Source organism: Curtobacterium sp. L1-20 (genome assembly GCF_048755855.1).
In the GTDB taxonomy this organism is placed as follows: domain Bacteria; phylum Actinomycetota; class Actinomycetes; order Actinomycetales; family Microbacteriaceae; genus Curtobacterium.
Genome location: NZ_CP151473.1, coordinates 2,267,852 through 2,286,689, shown reverse-complemented (window position 1 = coordinate 2,286,689; position 18,838 = coordinate 2,267,852). Strand labels below are relative to the sequence as shown.

Genomic DNA, 18,838 nt, shown 5'->3' with positions numbered 1-18,838 from the left:
ACCGTCCGGGGACGGACGTCACTGCTCGGTGGCGGCCGCCTCGCCGTCACCGGACGCCGCGGCGTCCGTCGCGAGCGCCTTCCGGCGCTGCGCGACCTGGACCGCGATCGCGACCGGCACCGCGGCGAGGGCGATCGCACGCAGCCACGGTCGGTCCAGGGCGTGCCGCGTCGCGTGGTCGAGCGAGACCGGCCCGGGGCCGCCGAGCGCGAACATCGCCGCGGAGAACCCGAGGAAGGCCGGCAGTTCCAGGCCGCCGTCGGCGTTGAAGAAGCCGTTCGGGGTGTGCACGCTGGACGCGACGCCCATCGTGGTCGCCGCACCGGCGCCGGCGATCGGCGTGGCGAGACCGAGCGCCAGGGCGGCGCCGGACCCGGCCTCCCCGATCCCGGCCAGCACCGCGTTGCGGCGTCCGGGCCGGAAGCCCATGGCGTGCATCCCCTGGGCGGTGCCGTCGATGCCGCCGCCGCCGAACGCGCCGAAGAGCTTCTGGGAGCCGTGCGAGACGAGCACCGCCCCGAGGGCGATGCGGAGCAGGGTCGCGGCGGTGACGGCAGCGGTGGTGGTGCGCGAGCTCATGGGGGTCCTCCCGATCGTCAGTGGTCCGGACGCCGTCCGACGCGGACGGGCACGGTGCCGTCGACGCTACGCCGTGACCCGGTGGTGCGTGGCGAGCGGGACGTCAGCTCGACAGGGCCTCGCTCGCACGGCCCACCAGCCACTGCTCGGCGTCGTCCCAGTCCCAGTCCTCGTCGCGGAGGGTGCGCCAGGCGGCGACCCCGAAGAAGAACAGCAGGGTCGTGACCACCCGGTCGACGTCGTCCGACCCCGCGCCGTCCAGCTCGTGGATGCGCCGGGCGGCCTGCGTGAACCGACCGCGGAGGTCGTCCTGCGCGCCGGCGAGGCGTTCCGCGATGAGGGGGTCGCCCCCGGCGTTGTCGTACATCTCGGTCAGCATCCACCGGTGTCGCTCGGAGACGAGCCGCGTGCCGTGGCCGAGGGCCCGGAGCACCTCGGCGGAGGTGGGCGCGCTGGTGACCCGCTGCATGGCCTCGTCGACCGCCGGGTCCCCGGCCGCGGCGTCGAACAGCGCGACGAAGAGCTGCACCTTGCCGCCGACGGCCGAGTAGACCGTCGCGACCGAGACGCCGGCACGCGCCGCGATGCGCGGGACGGTGACCGCGGCGTACCCGTGCTGCATGAAGAGGGCGCGAGCACTCTCGAGGACGTCCGCGCGGGTCTGCGCCGCCCCGGCAGCACGCCGCTCAGATGAGTACGTCCGGGTCGCCATCGTCCCAGGATAGGTGGGTCCACCGAGGTGCATTCATTCCAGGGCCCTGTCCTCGACGGGGACGACGGCTCCCGTACCCTGTGGACCCGCTCACGACATGTTCACCTCGTGGCCCCCGACGAGGGGCCACCGCGGCGGTAGACCTTCCTCATGACCTTCCTGGGCAACCTCGCGGGATGGCGACGCACCGTCGCGATCGCCGCCACGGCCGGCGTCGTCGCCGCCCTGTCGGTGGGTGTCGCCACCGCCGCCGCCTCCGCAGACACCCCCGCCTCGCAGCGCGGGACCACGATCACCTCGACGGGCCTGCGACCCGGCCAGGTGAAGCACGTCTGGCTGATCATCCTCGAGAACAAGTCGTACGACGCCACGTTCACGGGGCTGAACCAGAACAGCTACCTCTGGAAGACCCTGCCGAGCCAGGGCGTCCTGCTGAAGAACTACTACGGCACCGGCCACTTCAGCATGGACAACTACATCTCGATGGCATCGGGCCAGGGCCCCCAGCAGGACACGCAGGCCGACTGCGACGTCGTCGACACCCCGTTCGGGTCCGACGCGAGCACCATCCGCTCCGGTCCGGACGCCGGGCAGGTCCGGTCCCTCGCGAACGCCGCGCAGCCGAGCGGGGCGAACGCGCCCGACGGGACGAACGGCTGCACCTACCCGCACTCGACGCCGACGCTGTTCAACCAGCTGGATGCCGCCGGGAAGACCTGGAAGGGGTACGCGCAGGACCTCGGGAACCAGCCCGGTCGCGAGGACGGCGTCTGCGGTGCTCCCGGCACCGCCGAGAACGACCCGGAGACGAACCCGACCTACCTCACGCCGACCACCGCACGCCCGGCTCCTGCGGGCGTCACGAGCTTCACGGGCGCGCAGCCGAACGACCAGTACGTCGCCAAGCACTTCCCGTTCCCGTGGTTCGAGGGACTGACGGGCGCGAAGGACGCGCACGGGCACACCACCGCAGCGCTGACGACGCCCGTGCAGGGTGGGTCCGACTGCGACGCGGCCCACATCGCGAACCTGGACTCGTCGCAGCACGGCCTGTTCCGGGACCTGCAGGACGAGCGGACGACGCCGGCCTTCAGCTGGATCACGCCGAACAACTGCAGCGACGCGCACGACGCGGTCTGCAAGGGGAACAACCTGTCGGGATCCTTCACGGCGAGCGGGCAGCCGATCTACCAGCCCGGGACACCCGCACCGGAGACCACGAAGCCGAAGAACTCGACCGGCGGCCTCTACGCCTCGGACCTCTTCCTCAAGTACTACATCCCGATGATCGAGCGATCGGCGGCGTTCAAGGACGGCGGGCTCATCGACGTCACCTTCGACGAGGCCAACCCGCCGTTCACCTACTCGAAGAACAGCTTCAACAACGCGAACGCGTACGGACCGACGCAGTCCGACCGTCCCGACGCGTCCTCCGGCCTCGTGTCCGACCGCGCCGGTGAGAACCTCTTCGGCAAGAACGTCGGGACCGAGCCGACCGGGCCGAACTCGACGCTCGGCACGGACGCGAAGGGCAACCAGCTGTACCCGGGTCCCGGGGACAACGCGTTCGTCGACCGACCGCCGACCTGCACGCAGACGACGCCCACCCGGGCGCCCGCGAACTGCGTGCCGGGCATCGTCCGGGCCGGCTCGGGGTCGACCCCCGGTGCCCGCGTCGACGCGGTCGCGGCGAACAGCGCGTCCAGCTACGTGCTCGACCAGTCGATCCTCGCCGACGACACCGGCCGCGGCGTCGTCGACACGACGGACACGACCGGCCCCGGCGGCACGAGCCCGATCCCGGCGGACACGTACGTCGGCGCCGTCAGCGACACCGGACCGCAGTTCCCGACGACGAACTCGGGCTCGGTCGTCGACGGCTCGTTCCAGCTCCTCGACGCCGCGGGCAACCCCGTGACGCCGACCGGAGCGGTGACCAGCCTGACCCTGAGCGCCGAGGGCGCGCCGGGCTTCCTCGCCCCGGGCCAGACCGCCGACCCGCTCTACGACGCGACCGACGCCACCCCCGGCGGCGGCGACACGGGCAGCGTGCTCATCAGCCCGCTCATCCGACCCGGGACCGTCTCGACGACCTACTACAACCACTACAGCTGGCTCCGCACCATGGAGGACGTCTTCCAGGTCAGCGCGGGACACGACCGCCACCGCGTCGGCGGCGGCACGGTCTCCGGCGGCGTGGACGGTCGCGGCCACCTCGGGTACGCGGGCCAGCCCGGTCTCGCCCCGTTCGGACGGGACGTCTTCACCAACGTCCCCAGACGGCACCGGTGACCACCTCGCGCACCACGACCGGGAGGCGGCTCGGACGCGTCGCCTCCTGGTCGTCCGCGGTCGCCGTGGCCGCTCTGACCGCGACGGCGCTCGTCGGGTGCACCGACCACCACGAGCCCGCCGTCGCGAACACCTACGGCAGCCTGCCGTCCTGGCTCGCGACGATCCCGGCCGACACCGACGGGGTCCTCACCGGGACCGCGGCGCACCCGGCGCTGACCTCCGAGGGCGACACGGTCCGGGTGCGCCTGGGCGACGGCTCCACGCTGTTCGCCACGGTCACCGGACCGGTCGTGCCCGGCGAGGGACTCCCCCACCAGGGCGAGACGACGACGTGCACGTGGACGGTGTCGCTCCGGCGTGCCACGCACAGCGTCCCGGTCTCGCTCGCGGACATGACCACCATCGACCAGCTCGGGAACGTCTACCGGCTCGCACCCGTCGCCGGCCACCCCGCGCCGCCGGCGGTGCTCGAACCCGGGCAGCGGGCGTCGTTCGAGGTGCGCACCGTCATGAAGGTCGGCGAGGGCGTCCTCCGGTGGGCGCCGGACGGATCGCACGTGCTGGCGGAGTGGGACTTCGAGGTCGAGAACGACTGATCTCCGTGGGACCGCGGGCGACGCGTGGCGAGGCGCTGATTACCGTCACGGCCATGACCTCACCGTTCTCCGACCTCGCCCGGTACGCAGCACTGCGTCGTGTCGACGGCCTCACCGTGAGCCCCGACGGGGCCCGCGTCGCGCTCACCGTCACGGACCTCACCGCGGACGGGACGGCGTACCGCTCCTCGATCTGGACCGTGCCCGGCGAGGGCGGCGGGACACCCGTCCGGCGGACCCGCTCCGAGGCGGGCGAGGTCGGGGCCGGGTTCACCCGGTCCGGCGACCTGCTCGTCGTGTCGGCACGGCCGTCCGGCGACGACCGCGGCGCCGGTGCACCCCAGCTGTGGCTGCTCCCCGCCGACGGGGGCGACGCACGCCCGCTCACCCGCTTCGCCGGCGGCGTGCAGGGCGTGCTCGGCACCGCCGCACACGCGGACACCGTCGCCGTGGTCGCCGGGATCATGCCCGGGGTGCAGGCGGTTCCGGGCGACGTCGTCGACGCGGACGCCGAGATCCGCGGCCGCCGGACGGACCGGGAGGTCCGGGCGATCCTGCACGAGACCTACCCGGTCCGGTTCTGGGACCACGACCTCGGGCCGGACGAGCCCCACGTCCTCACCCTCGACGCGGGCTCGGTGCGCGCGACGTCGCCGGACCGTGTTCCGTCGGACGTCCCCGTCCCGGTCGACCTGACACCCGCCCCGGCCCGCTCCCTCGAGCGCGTCGACGGCGCGGTCGCGCCCGACGGCTCGGTGGTCGTCACGACGGTGCGCGTCCAGGAGGCACGGGGGTCGCGGGCGACGCTCGTCGCCGTCGACGTCGCCTCGGGGGCGCGGACGGTGCTCGTCGACGAGACCGGTCACGAGCACGAGCTGCCCCGGATCAGCCACGACGGACGGACCCTCGCGTGGGTCCGCGCCGCGCAGTTCGCACCGGAGGCCGCACCGGAGCAGGAGGTCTGGGTCGCCGAGCTCGACGGCACGACGCTGTCCGGCGCGCGACGCATCGCCACCGACTGGGACCGCTGGCCGGACGAACTCGTCTTCGCGCACACGGACGACGCACTCCTGGCGATCGCCGACCAGGACGGACGGGCCCCGGTCTTCCGGCTCCCGCTCGACGGTGGCGCCGTGGAGCAGCTGACCCACGACGACTGGGCGTACTCGAGCCTGCACGTAGCGGAGGAGACCGGCGCGGTCGTGGCGCTGCGCAGCTCCTGGCAGGCCCCGCCGCACCCGGTCCGGATCGGGGACGACGGGACCGTGACGCCGCTGGCGACGCCAGCCGCCCTGCCGGACATCCCCGGTCGCGTGGAGGAGGTCGAGACCACCGCGGCCGACGGAGCACGGCTGCGCGGTTGGCTCGTGCTGCCCGCCGCCGAGGCGGGCGACGGGCCCCACCCGCTCCTGCTCTGGGTGCACGGTGGACCGGTTGGTTCCTGGAACCGGTGGTCCTGGCGGTGGAACCCGCACCTCGCAGCGGTCCGTGGGTACGCCGTCCTGCTGCCCGACCCCGCCGTGTCGACGGGCTACGGCCTCGACTTCCTCAACCGCGGGTGGAACGCCTGGGGCCAGGCGCCGTACACCGACCTGATGGCGATCACCGACGCCGTCGAGGCCCGACCCGACATCGACGAGACCCGCACCGCGGCGATGGGCGGGTCCTTCGGCGGCTACATGGCGAACTGGATCGCCGGGCACACCGACCGCTTCCGCGCGATCGTGTCGCACGCCGGGTTCTGGGCGATGGACCAGTTCAGCGGCACGACCGACATGTCGCAGTTCTGGCACGCGATCCTCGGCGACGATGCCCGACACGAGAACGATCCCCGACGGTTCGTCGCCGACATCACCACGCCGATGCTCGTCATCCACGGTGACAAGGACTACCGGGTGCCGATCGGTGAGGGCCTGCGGCTCTGGTCGGAGTTGGCGGAGCACCACGCGGCGTCCGACGGCACGATGCCGCACCGGTTCCTGTACTTCCCGGACGAGAACCACTGGATCCTCAAGCCGCAGCACGCCGTCGTCTGGTACGAGACGGTGTTCGCCTTCCTCGCCCAGCACGTGCTCGGCGAGGAGTGGGAGCGGCCCGAGCTGCTCGGGTAGGGCTTCGGCTCGGTCCGTTGCCGACCAGGAACGACATCGTCGACGTCGTACGACGACGGGGATGTCGTTCCGGGTCGGCAGCGCACCTGGCGCACCTCGGGGGTTTCCACGGTGGGCGAGGACGAGCGCTCGACGTACCGTCCGAGGATGGTCACGGAGAACAGGACGAACGACGGAACCGCACCGGTGGACACCGGCTGGCACACGGTGGAGGTGGACGGCCTCCGGGTCGCGTACGAGGTGCGGGGCTCGGGCCCGATCGTCGTCGCGCACTCCGGCGGGCCGGGCTCGGACGCCGCCTACCTGCGGATGCCCGAGGTGGAGCGGACGGTGACGGTGGTCTACGTCGACCCCGTCGGGACCGGCCGGTCCGACCGGATCCCGGACGGCGACTACTCGCACGCCGCCTACGCCCGGATCGCCGCGGGCCTCATCCGAGCGCTTCCCGGCGGACGTGCGGTGTTCCTCGGCCACTCCCACGGCGGCATGGTCGCGCTGCAGCTCGCGCTGGACCACCCGGAGGTGCTCGACGGCGTGATCGTCTACGACGGCCTTGCCACGAACGTCGACCTCGTCAGTCGTGCGACCGCCCGCGTCGACGCCTTCCTCCGACGGTTCCCCGGTGACCCGGTCGCGGCCGAGGTGCGGGCGGCCTGGGACGACGCCGTCGCGCAGGAGGAGTCCGACCCGGCGTCCCGCTCGGAGGCCGAGGCGACGTCGATCGCCCGCCGTCTGAAGCCCGCGTACGTCGCGGACTTCCGCGCACGGCCCGACGTGCTGCAGCAGCTGCTCGACGACGACCGGCACCACGAGGACCCGAACCGGCAGCCCGGCGGCGCGTGGGACGTGCGACCCCGGCTCCCCGAGGTGCGGGTGCCCGTGTCGGTGTTCGTCGGGAAGCACGACTTCATCTGCGGGCCGGTCGCGGCCGCCGAGATCTGGCAGGACGTCCCGGGCGCCGAGCTCGTCACCTTCGCGGCGAGCGGCCACTTCGCGCACCGCGAGGAGCCCGGGGCGTTCGCCGAGGCCGTGGAGCGCTTCGTGGCCCGGGTCGCGGTGCCGAGCCGCTGACCCTGCCGGCGCGACGGAGCTGCGGGACGACGAAGGAGCAGGGACCGTCGGGTGGCTCGCGCCGGACCGACGATCCCTGCTCCCGGACCCGCGGGCGCGGGCGACGCGCCTACCGCTTCAGGTTCGTCAGCTCCTGCAGGACCTCGTCCGACGTGGTGATGATGCGCGCGTTCGCCTGGAACCCGCGCTGGGCCACGATGAGGTTCGTGAACTCCTGCGACAGGTCGACGTTCGACATCTCGAGCGTGCCGGACGCGAGCTGCCCGACACCGGGCGAACCGGGGGCACCGACGGCCGCCGTGCCCGAGTTCGCGGTCGCGCGGTAGCCCGACGCCCCCGTCTTCTCGAGGCCGGCCGGGTTGGCGAAGGTGGCGAGGGCGATCCGGCCGATGGCGACCGAGGCGCCGTTCGAGAACGAACCGGTGATCGTGCCGTCCTTCGCGATCGAGTAGCCCTGCAGCGAGCCGGCCGAGCTGCCGTTCTGCGAGGCGATCGACACCGTGCTCAGCGTGGCGAAGCCGGTGAGCTCCGTCATGTCGACGGCGATGCCGCCGACCGCGATGGAGCCGCCGGCCGTCAGCTTGCCGTCGGCGCCGAAGGTCAGCGAGGAGGTCGCGCGGTTGCCCTGTCCGTCGGTGGCGGCCACGTCCCAGCCGGCGGCCGTGCGGGTGTAGGCGAGCGACATCGTGTGCTTGGCACCCGAGGCGTCGAACACCGTCGCGTCGCGGGTGATGGTCGTGCCCGCAGCGGTGTCGGAGGGCAGGTTGCCCGTGACGCCGGCGGTGGTGGTGCGGACGGCGGGTGCGGCCGCGTCGAGCGGGAGCACGATGTCGCTGAGCTGACCGTTCTCGTTGACGACGCCGTTCGCGGCCGGGTAGCCCTGCACGACCTTGCCGTCGGCGGACACGAGTCGACCCGAGGCGTCGAAGTCGAACGCGCCGGCGCGGGTGTAGATCGTGTCGTTGCCGAGCTTCGTCACGAAGAAGCCGTCGCCGCTGATGTCGAGGTCGGTCGCCTTGCCGGTCGCCTGCGCGGAGCCCTGCACGAAGTTCGTGGAGATGCCGGCGACCTGCACGCCGAGGCCGATCTGGGCCGGGTTCGTGCCGCCGATGCCGGTCTGCGGACCGCCGGCGCCCTGGGTCATCTGCGACAGGGTGTCCTGGAAGACGACCGACGACGACTTGAAGCCGACCGTGTTCACGTTGGCGATGTTGTTGCCGGTGACGTCGAGCATCTGCTGGTGGGAGCGGAGGCCGGAGATCCCGGAGTAGAGCGAGCGGAGCATGGTGCGTCCTTTCGAGGAACGGAGCCCGGCGGAGCGGAGCCCCGGAGGGGAAGAAGTGTGCGGAGGGACGGTCAGGAGGTCGGAGCGGCGGTGGTGATGCCGGAGATCACGTCGAGGGCGACCTCCTTCCCGTTCACGGTGACCGTCGGCACGCTGTTCGCGTACGAGACGGCCGTTGCGGTGCCGGTGACGTCCTTGCCACTGGCGGCGTCGGAGTAGCTGACCTGCTTCCCGACGAGGTTGGCGGCGGCGATCCGCATCTGCAGCGAGAAGTTCTCGTTCGCCGTCGTGGTCTGGTTGGTGATCTGCTCCATCATCGCGAGCTGCGTCTGCTGGCTGATCATCTGGTTGGTGTCCATCGGCGAGGAGGGGTCCTGGTTCTGCAGCTGCGTGACGAGCAGCTTCATGAACACCTCGGAGTCCATCGTCTGCGACTGCTTCCGCGATGCGTTGGCGGCGAGGGCGGCGGCCTGTGCGGCCGGGTCCACGGTGCCGGTGATGCCGTCCATCGGCATGGTCGTTCCCTTCGGTGGTCGCGCGAGCGCGGTGTCGTCGCTCAGGCGAGGACGTCGAGTCCGACGGTGCGGACGGTGGGCGTGTGGGCGGTGCCGGGTGCGCGCGGGGTGGGCCGCGCCTCCTGGCCGGGGTCGACGCGCGTGGCCGCCGGGGCGGGGCGCTCGTCGCGACCGGACCGTGCGTCGGGTTGGTTCTGGGACGACAGGTCGAGCGTGGTGGCGAGGCCGGTGCCGGCCGCGTCGCGACGGAGGTCGGGCAGCACCTGGCGGACCGCGTCGCGGCCCGCGTCGGACACGGCGAACAGCTCGACGTGCATGCCGTGCGCCGTGACGTGCGCCCGCACCGTGACGGGCCCGAGCGCGTCCGGCGTCACCTGGACGGTGACGACGTGCTCGCCCGGCCTGGCCTGCGCCAGCGTGAACACGGGACGGGCGAGCTGCTGCGCGAGGGGTGCCGGGGCGTTCGCCGTGGCGGCTCCGGAGACGGGAGCCGCCGCAGTCGTCGGCGTGGTGGCCGGGACCGCGAACGGCGTCTCGCCGCCGCGTGGCGCGGTGACGGTCTGGAGGCTCGGCTCCCCCTGGGCGGACCGGTGGTCCTCCGCCCCGTGGCCGGTCTGGGCACCGCCGCCGGTGGTCGGTCCGGCGGCGCCGGGCACGGCCGTGGTCGCCACGGCGGCCGTCGCGCCGGGTGTCGACGGAGCGGTGCGCTCGGGGCCGGCCGGTGTCGGCGTCGCGACGACGACGGGGCTGCCGGTCGTCGTGCTCGTGGTGGCGGTGGCAGGGGCTCCGGGGGTCGCGGTGGCGTCGGTCACCGGGGTGCCGGGCGTCGGGGTCGTCGGAGCTGCGGCGGGCCGGCCGGCACCGGGCATCACCGTGGCGGCCACCGGTGCGGTGCCCGGCGTCGTGCCGGCGATCGGCGGGGCGCCGGCCGGCGTCGTGGTGGTCGACGTGGCGGGGACCGCGTCCGCGGTGGTCGACGGGGCCGGGGTCCCGAGGCCTGCGGTCCCGGTGCCCGCGCCGGCGAGGCCGTGCGCGCTGCCCGCGGTCGTGCCCCGGGTCGTGGTGGCCGTCCGGCCCGTGGCGCCGGTCGGCGCGGTGCCGTCCGCGGGTGCTGCTCCCGCTGACGGGGCGACGGCGGCGGGCGCGTTCCCGCCCAGGGCGGCCGCGGCGGGCGTCGCGACCGGCGTCGTGCCGGTCGGGATCGTCCTGTCGGTCGACGTCGTGGTGCCGGTCGACGTCGTGGTGCTGAGGACGGCGGAGGATCCGGTCGCGGCGACGGCGCTGGCCGTGGCCGACGTCCCGGGCTCGACTGCGCCCGCGGCCGTGCCCTCGCCTGCGAGTGCGCCCATGGCTCCGCCTGCGACCGCGCCTGCGACTGCGACCATCAGGGCGCCGTCCGGTCCCGCGGTTCCGGAGACGGCGCCCGTGAGCGGACCGGCGGCCGTCGCCGGGTCCGTCGTGGTCGCTGCGGCCAGCGCGCCCGTCCCGCTCGCGTCCGTCCCGCTCGCGTCGGTGGCGGTCGTCGAGGTCGGCGTCAGGACTCCCGCGCTGTCGGGCCCTGCGGCGACGGCCTCCGGGCTCGTGGGGTTCGTCGTCCCGGCGTCCGGTCCGGTGCCGGTGGTCGCGTCGCGGTCCCGGTCGGTGCGGTCGCCGGCGGTCCGTGCGCGATCGGCCCGGTCGGAGCGGTCGCAGGCGGTCCGTGCCCGGTCGGCCCGGTCGGAGCCGTGGGCTCGCTGTCCGGCGTCGTGCCCCCGCTCGGGAGCGCGACGGGGAGCGCCCGCGCCGGACCGGTCGTCGGCAGCGCGCTGCGGGTCGGAGCGGTGCGCGTCCACGGCGGCCAGGGCGGCGCCGAACGCGTCGCCGGTACCCCGCCGGGCGCCGGCGGACGGTGTCGTCGGGGCGGGGGCGACCGCGGACGTCTGCGTGGGGATCGTCAGGCTCATGCGGCGCTCCCGGCGTTCATCAGCGACATCAACGCCGCGGTCTGCAGGTCGGTCGAACCGCCGGCCGGGGTCGCCGTCGCGGCCGGCGTCGGTGCGGCGTGCGCGGGCACGATGCGTCGGATCGTCGCGATGTCCGAGTCCTTGTACCAGTTGTCGACGATCCGGACGTCCTTGCCCGGGTGCGGAGCGTGCAGCACCTTGCCGTCGCCGACGTAGATGACGACGTGGCCCTCGCCCTTCGGGATGATGAGGTCGCCCGGCTGCGCGTCCCTCAGCGAACCGACCTCGACGCCCATCTTCGCCTGGTCCGGCACGACCCGGGGCATGGTCACGCCGAGGTCCTTGAACACCGTCTGCACGAGTCCCGAGCAGTCCATGCCCGACCGGGTCGTGCCGCCGAAGACGTAGGGGACGCCGAGGTACTTCTTCGCGTCGGCGACCACGTCCGTCCCGGTGGCGCCGCTGCCGGTCGCGATCGTGCCGGTACCGGCGTCGACGGAGGTGGCGGGGCGCGCGGTCGCGGTCGCCGCGGCGGCCGTCCCGGTGCTCGCCGGCGTGGACCCCGTCGCGGTCGCCAGTGCGTCGGCGAACGCGGTCGACGAGTCGGCCCCCGCCGCGGACGACGGACTCGCCGCGGTGGCGGTCGTCCCCGTGCGCAGGGCGTCGATCTGGGTGCGGATCTCGGAGATCCGCGAGAGCACGGCGTCCACGCTCATCGGGCACCACCTTCCGTGCGGCGTCGGGCCGCGATCTCGTCGAGGGTGTTCTGTTCGGTGCGGAGCTCCTCCGCGGTCTGCTGCTGCACGTGCTGCGTCTCGAGCTTCTCGAGGCCGAGCGCCGACCGGCGGGCGCTGTTGTACGCGTCCTGCGCCTGGTCGGCCTCGGTGCGACGCGACCGCACGACGGCGTCGAGCTCCTCGAGCATGCCGCGGGTCGCGGCCCGCGCGGCGGCGACCGCGCTCAGCGTCGCTGCGTCCTGGATCGGCTGCCCGCCCTCCGCGTCGGCGAGGCTGCGGCGCGCGGCGATCCGGGCGTCGGCGGCGTCGCGGACGCGCTCGTTCGCGGCGGCGAGGCCCGCGGCCGCCCGGTCCTGCTGGGCGTGCCGCAGGCGGAGGAGCCCGGCGAGCGGGAACCGGCGCGCCATCAGGCCACCGCCAACTGCTGCACGAGCCCGCCGAGGCGCTGCCACGACGCGTCCGCGGTCGCGCGCTCGTCCATGCCCTGCCGGAGGAACGCGTCGATCTGGTCCTGGTGGTCGACGGCTGCGTCGACCAGCGGGTTCGTCCCCCGCTGGTACGCGCCGACGTCGAGGAGGTCCTGCGCCGCCTTCCGCGCGGCCATGACCTTCCGGAGGGTGGTCGCGGCACCGCGCTGCGCCGGCGACGTCACCTTCGAGGCGACGCGGGACACGGACCCGAGGGCGTCGACGGACGGGAAGTGCCCGGTCACGGCCAGCTTCCGGTCGAGCACGACGTGGCCGTCGAGGATGCTGCGGGCGGCGTCGGCGATGGGCTCGTTGTGGTCGTCGCCGTCGACGAGCACGGTGTACAGGCCGGTGATGCTGCCGACTCGGTCGGTCCCGGCGCGCTCGAGCAGTCCGGCGAGCACCGAGAACGTCGACGGCGGGTATCCCCGGGTGGCAGGCGGTTCCCCGACCGACAGCCCGATCTCGCGCTGCGCCATGGCGACGCGGGTGAGCGAGTCCATCATCAGCACGACGTCCTGACCGGCGTCGCGGAAGGACTCGGCGATGCGGGTCGCCACGAACGCGGCGCGCAGGCGCATGAGCGCGGGCTCGTCCGAGGTCGAGACGACGACGATCGACCGGGCGAGGCCCTCCGCACCGAGGTCGTCCTCCAGGAACTCCCGCACCTCGCGGCCGCGTTCGCCGACGAGCGCGATGACGTTGACGGCGGCGTCGCTCCCCCGCGCGATCATCGACAGCAGCGAGGACTTGCCGACGCCGGAACCCGCGAACAGCCCCATGCGCTGCCCCCGGCCCACGGTGGTGAGGGTGTCGAGCACCCGGACGCCGAGCTGCATCGGGGTGTCGATGCGCGTGCGCGCCATCGCGTTCGGCGTCTCGTGGTCGAGCGGCACCCACGCGTCGGTGTCGAGCGGTCCGCGGTCGTCGATCGGCCGTCCGAGGCCGTCGAGCACCCGGCCGAAGAGTCCGGTGCCGGTGGGGACCAGCACGGGGCGTCCGGTCGGGCGGACGGGGGTGCCGGCGGTGACGCCCGTCAGGCGCCCGAGCGGCATGCACCGGACACCGCTGACGTCGGTCGCGACGACCTCGACGGCGGTCTGCGGCGCGTCCTCGGCGCCGACGGTGAGGACCTCGCCGACACGGGCGTCGAGCCCGGCGACCGTGAGGCCCAGCCCGACGGCGCTCGTCACGACGCCGACCCGCTGGGGCGCGGCCTGCCGCAGCGCCTCGTCGAGGCCGCGCGGTCGGAGCAGTGTGGTGGTCACGGGGCGACCCCCAGCGCGGTGCGGGCGCGCTCGAGCGCGGTCCGGATCCGGGCGTCGAGCAGGCCGTCCGGCAGGTCGACGACGGCGTCGCCGTCGGACAGGGCCGGGTCGGCCACCACCGGGACCGGCAGGTCCAGGTGGGCCACCCGCGCAGCGTCGGCGACGCTGAGCCGGACCGCGACGGCGACCGTGCGGTCGATCGAGGCGAGTGCGCGCGTCAGGGTCGCCTCCGCACCGGACGTGGCCCGCGCCTCCCGGCCGGTGTCCTCCGGTCCGGTGGTCGCCGCGCCGGACGGCCTGGAGGAACGGATTGCGTACCCGACGACGGCTTCTGCGAGGTCGACGGCGGCGGCCGCGACCGACTGCTCGGCGGTGTCGAGGACCGGCGCCACCTGCGACAGCATCGCGGTCGTGGCGGCGTCGAGCACCGCGATGCGGCGCGCGGTGTCGGCCTGCATCGACGCGGTGAGCGCCGTGTGCTCGGCCTCGAGCCGCGCACGCAGGGCGTCCGTCTCGGCCTGCGCGGCGCGCAGGCCGGCCGCGTACCCGGCCGCGTGACCGCGGACGTCGGCGCTGGCGGCGCGGTCCCGCTCGGCGGTCCCGCCGATGACGGGGAACGCGACGCGCTGCACGGTGGTCTCAGTCAACGAGCTCGTCCTCCTCGGCGCGGTGGACGGTGATGACACCCTGCGCCTCGAGTTCGCGGACGGAGCGGACGACCTCGGCGCGGGCCTCCTCGACCTGCGAGACGCGGACCGGACCCATCGACTGCAGTTCGTCGTCGAGGAGCTCGCGGTTGCGCTCGGAGACGTTCGCACGGATCGTCTCCACGACCGGGCCGGCGGCGCCCTTCATGGCGGTCGCGAGCAGCTTCGAGTCGATGCCGCGCAGGACCTGCTGGATGTCGCGGGCCTCGAGCTTGACGATGTCCTCGAAGGTGAGCATCCGCGATCGGATGTCCTCGGCGAGCTCGGGGTCGCGTGCCTCGAGCCCGTCGAGCACGGCCTTCTCGGTGGCGACGTCGGAGCGGTTGATGATCTCGACGAGGGGCGCGATGCCGCCGACGACCTCGAGGCTCTCGCGCGGGGACACGACGGCGCCGGCGCGCTGGCGGAGCACCCCGGCGACGATCCCGACGGCCTCGGGGGTGGCGCTGCCCATGGTCGCGAAGGCCTGCGCGACGTCGGTGCGCGAACGCTCGTCGACCCCGGCGAGCACGGCGCTGGCCTGGGCCGGCTTGAGGTGCGCGAGCACGAGCGCGATGGTCTGCGGCAGTTCGCCCTCGAGCAGGGTGATGACCTGGCCGGGCTCGGCGTCGTCGAGGAAGTCGAAGGACTGGCCGGCCAGGTTCGACGCGAGCCGGTCCATCACACCGGCGGCGCGCTCGGCGCCGAACGACGCCTCGAGCAGGCCGAGCGCGGTCTCCTTGCCGCCGCGCTTCTGCAGCCGGCCGGTCAACGTCATGCGGTGGAACTCGCTGAGGGTGCGGTCGACGACGGTGTCCTCGACGCGGCGCATCCGGACGATCTCCGCGGAGATCTCCTCGGCCTCCATCTCGGAGAACTGCTTCATCACCTCGGCGGCACGGTCCGTCTCCATCTGCATGAGGATCAGGGCCACCTTCTGGGCGCCGGTCAGCGGGCGGTCGGCGGAGCCGCCGGTGCCGCCGACGGGCGCGGGCGTCAGCGCGCTCACACCGTCGTCCGGTCGTCGAGCAGCCCGCGGAGCAGGTCGGCGGTGCGCTTCGGGTCCCGCTCGGCCAACGCCGAGATGTCCTGCCGGCGGCGCTCGGCGGAGATCTCGTCGGTGGTGAGGATCTCGGTCGGTGCGTCGTCGTGCGGGATGCTCGGCAGCGCCACGGTCGGCGCGTCGCCGGCGCCGAGGGAGGCCCGGTCGTCAGCGCCGTCCACCGCGAGGGGCAGCTGGAAGGTCTCGCCACCGAAGGCGTCGAGCTCGCCGAGGTCGACCGCTTCGCGCTCCTGCTTGCGGCTGCGGCGGACCAGGAACACCAGGATCGCGACGAGGGCCAGCAGGCTGCCGAGGACGATGCCGGCGGTGCGGATCGCCGACCACAGCGCCTCCTGCTGGTCGGCCTTCTGCTGCGCCTCGAGCGCCTTCGTCGCCCGGTCGGCGGCGCTGGTGTCGAAGTCCATCATGGCGACGCGGACCTGGTCGCCGCGCGTGGAGTCGACACCGGCCGCCGCGGACACGAGGTCGTTGATGCTCTGCAGGTTCGCGTTCTGAACGGCGGTCGCCTTGGAGTTGAGCGCGACCGAGATCGTCTGCCGGTCGAGGCCGCCGGCGGGCAGCTGCGTCGTCTCGGTGGTGTGGTCGACGGCGTTGTTCTTCGTCGCCGACTCGTTCTTGTACCCGTCGTCGCCGGTGCCGCTCGACGCGGAGCCCTTCGGCACGGCGATGTTGTCCGGTCCGAGCACGCCCGTGGCGCCGGCACCGCCCGCGCCGGAGCCAGACCCGTACTGCTCGGTCGAGGACGACTCGTTCAGCGCCACCGGGCCGGTGGTCGGGGTGGTGTACGACTCCGACGTGCGGGTGCCGGAGTTCTGGTTCATCGTGGCCGACACGACGACGGTCGCGTTGCCCGCGCCGAGCGTGGTGTCGAGGAGGTCCTGCACCTTCTTGCTCGTCGTGGCGTCGTAGTCGGCGGCCTGGTCCGCGCCGCTGCCGGTCGCTCCGGTGCCCACCGCGGAGAGCGTCTGGCCCTTCGCGTCGACGACGGAGACGTCGGTCGGCTGCATGCCCTCGACCGCGGCACTGGTCAGGTGGACGATCGCCTGGACCTGGTCGGTGCTCAGCTCGACGCCGTTCTTCGTCGCGACGAACACCGACGCCGTCGGGTCCTTCTCCTCGGCGACGAACACGGTCTTCTCCGGGATCGCGAGCTGCACGGTGGCGGTCTGCACGCCGTCCATCGCGCTGATGGTCTTGGCGAGCTCGCCCTCCATCGCGCGCTTGTACGTCACGTCCTGCTGGAACTCGGAGCTCGTGACGCCCATCTTGTCGAGCAGCGAGTAGCCGCCCTCGTTGGACGACGGCAGGCCGTTCGACGCGGCCTTGAGGCGCTCCGAGTACACGGAGCCCTGCGGCACGAGGATCGTCGCGCCGCCGTCGGTCAGCTGGTACGGCACCCCGTCGGTGGTGAGCTGGTCGGTGACGCTCGCCGCGTCGGCCGCTGCCAGCCCGGTGAACAGCGGTGCGTACGAGGCCTTGCCGAGCCAGCTCGCGAGGGCGATCCCACCGAGCACGAGTGCGGCGATCACCAGGATGGCGATGGTCCGCTGTGCGGCGCTGAAGCCCTTGACGTAGGCGGCGAGGCGACCGAAGAGGTCCTTGACGGCGACGGGCATCAGGCCTGCATCCTCATGATCTCGTTGAAGGCGTCGACGCCCTTGTTGCGGACCGCGGCGACGAGCTCGAGGGTCACCTGCGCGCGGGTGGACGCGATGGTGGCGTCGTGGATGTCGTCGAGGTTGCCGGTGACGGCCTTGAGCGCGAGGGTCTTCGAGTCGCTCTGCAGCTGCTGCAGGCCGTCGACCGCGTTGCCGAGGCTCGCGGCGAACCCGCTGCCGTCGGTGGCGGTCGTCGCGCCGGTGCCGGTCAGCCCGTCCGTGCCGGTCACCGCGCCCGCCCCGGAGGCGGCGTCGGCGGCGCCCGTGAAGGCGCGGGTCATCGCGTTGGTGGTCACACCGTTGACGGCGTCGATGGGCATCAGTTCTTCCCGATCTGCAGTGCCGCCTCGTAGGCGGTCTTGGCACGGTCGACCACGGCGGCGTTCGCCTGGTAGCCGCGCTGGGCCATGATGAGGTCCGCCATCTGCGTTCCGAGGTCGATGTCGGGCATTCGGACGTAGCCCTCCTCGTTGGCGAGCGGGTTGTCCGGGTCGTAGGTCACGCGGCCGGCGGCGCTGCCGAACGCGGCGCCCTTGACGTAGGCGCCGGAGACGCCCGCGCCCTCCTGCACCTCGACGTAGCGGGCCTGGAAGGCGGTGTCGTCCATCGACTTGACGGTGTTCGCGTTCGCGATGTTGTCGGACACCGCGTCGAGCCACTTGCGGTGCACGGTCATGCCGGTGCTCGCGATGCCGATCGCGTCGAAGGTCGTCACGAGTTCGTCCGCATCGCCGCACGGACGCTGGTCAGTTCGGCGTTCATCGCCTGCGTCGCGAACTGGTACCGGAGGACGGTGTCCACGTTCGAAAGCGTCTCCTCGTCGAGGTTGACGTTGTTCCCGTTCGTGTTCGTCGGCTCCAGGCTCCGCGCGACGGTGGCCGTGGTGCTGCCGTTGCCGTCCACGATCGACTTCGCGAGGGCGTCCTCGAACTGGACCTTCTCGGCGTGGTAGTTCGGCGTGTTGATGTTCGCGACGTTGTTCGCGATGACGCGCTGGCGCATGGAGAGTCCGTCGAGGGCGCTCTGCAGCGCAGCCGACGTCACGGAATCGAACACGGGAGGACCGTCCCCTCGATCTGCGACGCCCCTGTGACGTCGCCGATTGGCGGTGGCCGATCCCTGGCCGAACTGGTGAGCGATCCGTGCTCGGGGGGCGCTGTCGGCCGGGGCCGGGGGCACGTTAGGGGTCGCCCCGAACGGGGGGCGGTGCGGTGCGGGGGGTGCGTTGCGGGTGCGTCGCGGGGGCGTCTTCGCCGCCGCCGAGCGCACCCCACGAGTCCGAACGACACCACCGCAGTCGTACGACATCGACCATGTCGCACCGTGCACGCGCCAGCTGTTTGCACACGCCTGCACTTGCACCCGCGCGCCAGCGACAACCCCGCAGTCGTACGACATCGACCATGTCGCACCGTGCACCCGCCGACTGTTGCACGCGCGCACCAACGACACCACCGCAGTCGTACGACATCGACCATGTCGCACCGTGCACCCGCCGGCTGTTGCGCCCGCCAGCTGTTGCACGCGCACACCAACGACAGCACCGAAGTCGTACGACATCGACCGTGACGCACCGTGCACCCGCCGGGCGTTGCACGCGCCTGCTATTGCATGCGCGTACCGACGACACCACCGCAGTCGTACGACATCGACCATGTCGCACAGTGCGCCCGTCGGCTGTTGCACGCGCGCACCAGCGACACCACCGCAGTCGTACGACATCGACCGCGTCGCACCGTGCACCCGCCGGCTGTTGCACGCGCGCACCAACGACACCACCGCACTCGTACGACATCGACCATGTCGCACCGTGCACGCGCCGGCTGTTGCACCCGCCTGCTGTTGCACGCGC

Annotated in this window: 18 protein-coding genes; 4 read left to right on the top strand and 14 right to left on the bottom strand. The window is 73.3% G+C overall.

Annotation, left to right across the window (positions count from 1 at the left end):
* Positions 1-18 precede the first annotated feature (18 nt).
* On the bottom strand, positions 19-579 hold the full coding sequence (locus tag AAEP86_RS12350) for a DoxX family protein (RefSeq protein WP_420367632.1): 561 nt from the start codon (positions 577-579) through the stop codon (positions 19-21).
* 103 nt (positions 580-682) lie between these two features.
* Positions 683-1,291: a TetR/AcrR family transcriptional regulator gene (locus tag AAEP86_RS12345; RefSeq protein ID WP_420367631.1), complete on the bottom strand. Its 609-nt coding sequence runs from the start codon at positions 1,289-1,291 to the stop codon at positions 683-685.
* A 150-nt stretch (positions 1,292-1,441) separates the two neighbouring features.
* On the opposite strand from AAEP86_RS12345, the gene AAEP86_RS12340 reads away from it, so the two are divergent.
* The 4 genes from AAEP86_RS12340 (at position 1,442) to AAEP86_RS12325 (ending at position 7,364) form a co-directional block, all read left to right on the top strand.
* Entirely contained in the window at positions 1,442-3,583 is a 2,142-nt protein-coding gene (locus AAEP86_RS12340) for a hypothetical protein (protein WP_420367630.1), read from the top strand.
* Positions 3,580-4,182: a hypothetical protein gene (locus tag AAEP86_RS12335; RefSeq protein ID WP_420367629.1), complete on the top strand. Its 603-nt coding sequence runs from the start codon at positions 3,580-3,582 to the stop codon at positions 4,180-4,182. Before AAEP86_RS12340 ends, AAEP86_RS12335 begins: the two co-directional genes overlap by 4 nt.
* 53 nt (positions 4,183-4,235) lie before the next feature.
* Positions 4,236-6,293 (top strand): prolyl oligopeptidase family serine peptidase, encoded by a 2,058-nt coding sequence (locus tag AAEP86_RS12330; RefSeq protein WP_420367628.1) that lies wholly within the window; start codon positions 4,236-4,238, stop codon positions 6,291-6,293.
* Positions 6,294-6,440: 147 nt separating this feature from the next.
* Complete coding sequence (locus AAEP86_RS12325; RefSeq protein ID WP_420367627.1) at positions 6,441-7,364, top strand: alpha/beta fold hydrolase; 924 nt, start codon at positions 6,441-6,443, stop codon at positions 7,362-7,364.
* Between the two features lie 109 nt (positions 7,365-7,473).
* On the opposite strand, the gene AAEP86_RS12320 is transcribed toward AAEP86_RS12325, so the two are convergent.
* The 12 genes from AAEP86_RS12320 to AAEP86_RS12265 all read right to left on the bottom strand — a co-directional run bounded on the left by AAEP86_RS12320 (position 7,474) and on the right by AAEP86_RS12265 (position 18,042).
* A complete protein-coding gene (locus AAEP86_RS12320; protein WP_420367626.1) occupies positions 7,474-8,649 on the bottom strand; it encodes a flagellar hook protein FlgE in 1,176 nt (391 codons plus the stop codon).
* 71 nt (positions 8,650-8,720) lie between these two features.
* Entirely contained in the window at positions 8,721-9,164 is a 444-nt protein-coding gene (locus AAEP86_RS12315; RefSeq protein WP_420367625.1) for a flagellar hook assembly protein FlgD, read from the bottom strand.
* 41 nt (positions 9,165-9,205) lie between these two features.
* Positions 9,206-11,107 carry a flagellar hook-length control protein FliK gene (locus tag AAEP86_RS12310; RefSeq protein ID WP_420367624.1) on the bottom strand — a complete coding sequence of 634 codons (1,902 nt, stop codon included), beginning with the start codon at positions 11,105-11,107 and terminating at the stop codon, positions 9,206-9,208.
* On the bottom strand, positions 11,104-11,823 hold the full coding sequence (locus AAEP86_RS12305) for a C40 family peptidase (RefSeq protein WP_420367623.1): 720 nt from the start codon (positions 11,821-11,823) through the stop codon (positions 11,104-11,106). The genes AAEP86_RS12310 and AAEP86_RS12305 overlap by 4 nt, the downstream gene beginning before the upstream one ends.
* Entirely contained in the window at positions 11,820-12,251 is a 432-nt protein-coding gene (locus tag AAEP86_RS12300; RefSeq protein WP_420367622.1) for a flagellar FliJ family protein, read from the bottom strand. The genes AAEP86_RS12305 and AAEP86_RS12300 overlap by 4 nt, the downstream gene beginning before the upstream one ends.
* A complete protein-coding gene (locus tag AAEP86_RS12295; RefSeq protein ID WP_420367621.1) occupies positions 12,251-13,579 on the bottom strand; it encodes a FliI/YscN family ATPase in 1,329 nt (442 codons plus the stop codon). Before AAEP86_RS12295 ends, AAEP86_RS12300 begins: the two co-directional genes overlap by 1 nt.
* Positions 13,576-14,226 (bottom strand): hypothetical protein, encoded by a 651-nt coding sequence (locus tag AAEP86_RS12290; protein ID WP_420367620.1) that lies wholly within the window; start codon positions 14,224-14,226, stop codon positions 13,576-13,578. The genes AAEP86_RS12295 and AAEP86_RS12290 overlap by 4 nt, the downstream gene beginning before the upstream one ends.
* Complete coding sequence (fliG, locus tag AAEP86_RS12285; RefSeq protein WP_420367619.1) at positions 14,219-15,274, bottom strand: flagellar motor switch protein FliG; 1,056 nt, start codon at positions 15,272-15,274, stop codon at positions 14,219-14,221. Before fliG ends, AAEP86_RS12290 begins: the two co-directional genes overlap by 8 nt.
* Positions 15,271-16,944 (bottom strand): flagellar basal-body MS-ring/collar protein FliF, encoded by a 1,674-nt coding sequence (gene fliF, locus AAEP86_RS12280; RefSeq protein WP_420367618.1) that lies wholly within the window; start codon positions 16,942-16,944, stop codon positions 15,271-15,273. Before fliF ends, fliG begins: the two co-directional genes overlap by 4 nt.
* Positions 16,944-17,306 carry a flagellar hook-basal body complex protein FliE gene (fliE, locus tag AAEP86_RS12275; RefSeq protein WP_420367617.1) on the bottom strand — a complete coding sequence of 121 codons (363 nt, stop codon included), beginning with the start codon at positions 17,304-17,306 and terminating at the stop codon, positions 16,944-16,946. The genes fliF and fliE overlap by 1 nt, the downstream gene beginning before the upstream one ends.
* On the bottom strand, positions 17,306-17,701 hold the full coding sequence (locus AAEP86_RS12270; RefSeq protein ID WP_254785958.1) for a flagellar basal body rod protein FlgC: 396 nt from the start codon (positions 17,699-17,701) through the stop codon (positions 17,306-17,308). The genes fliE and AAEP86_RS12270 overlap by 1 nt, the downstream gene beginning before the upstream one ends.
* Entirely contained in the window at positions 17,698-18,042 is a 345-nt protein-coding gene (locus tag AAEP86_RS12265) for a flagellar basal body rod protein FlgB (protein WP_420367616.1), read from the bottom strand. The genes AAEP86_RS12270 and AAEP86_RS12265 overlap by 4 nt, the downstream gene beginning before the upstream one ends.
* Positions 18,043-18,838 lie beyond the last annotated feature (796 nt).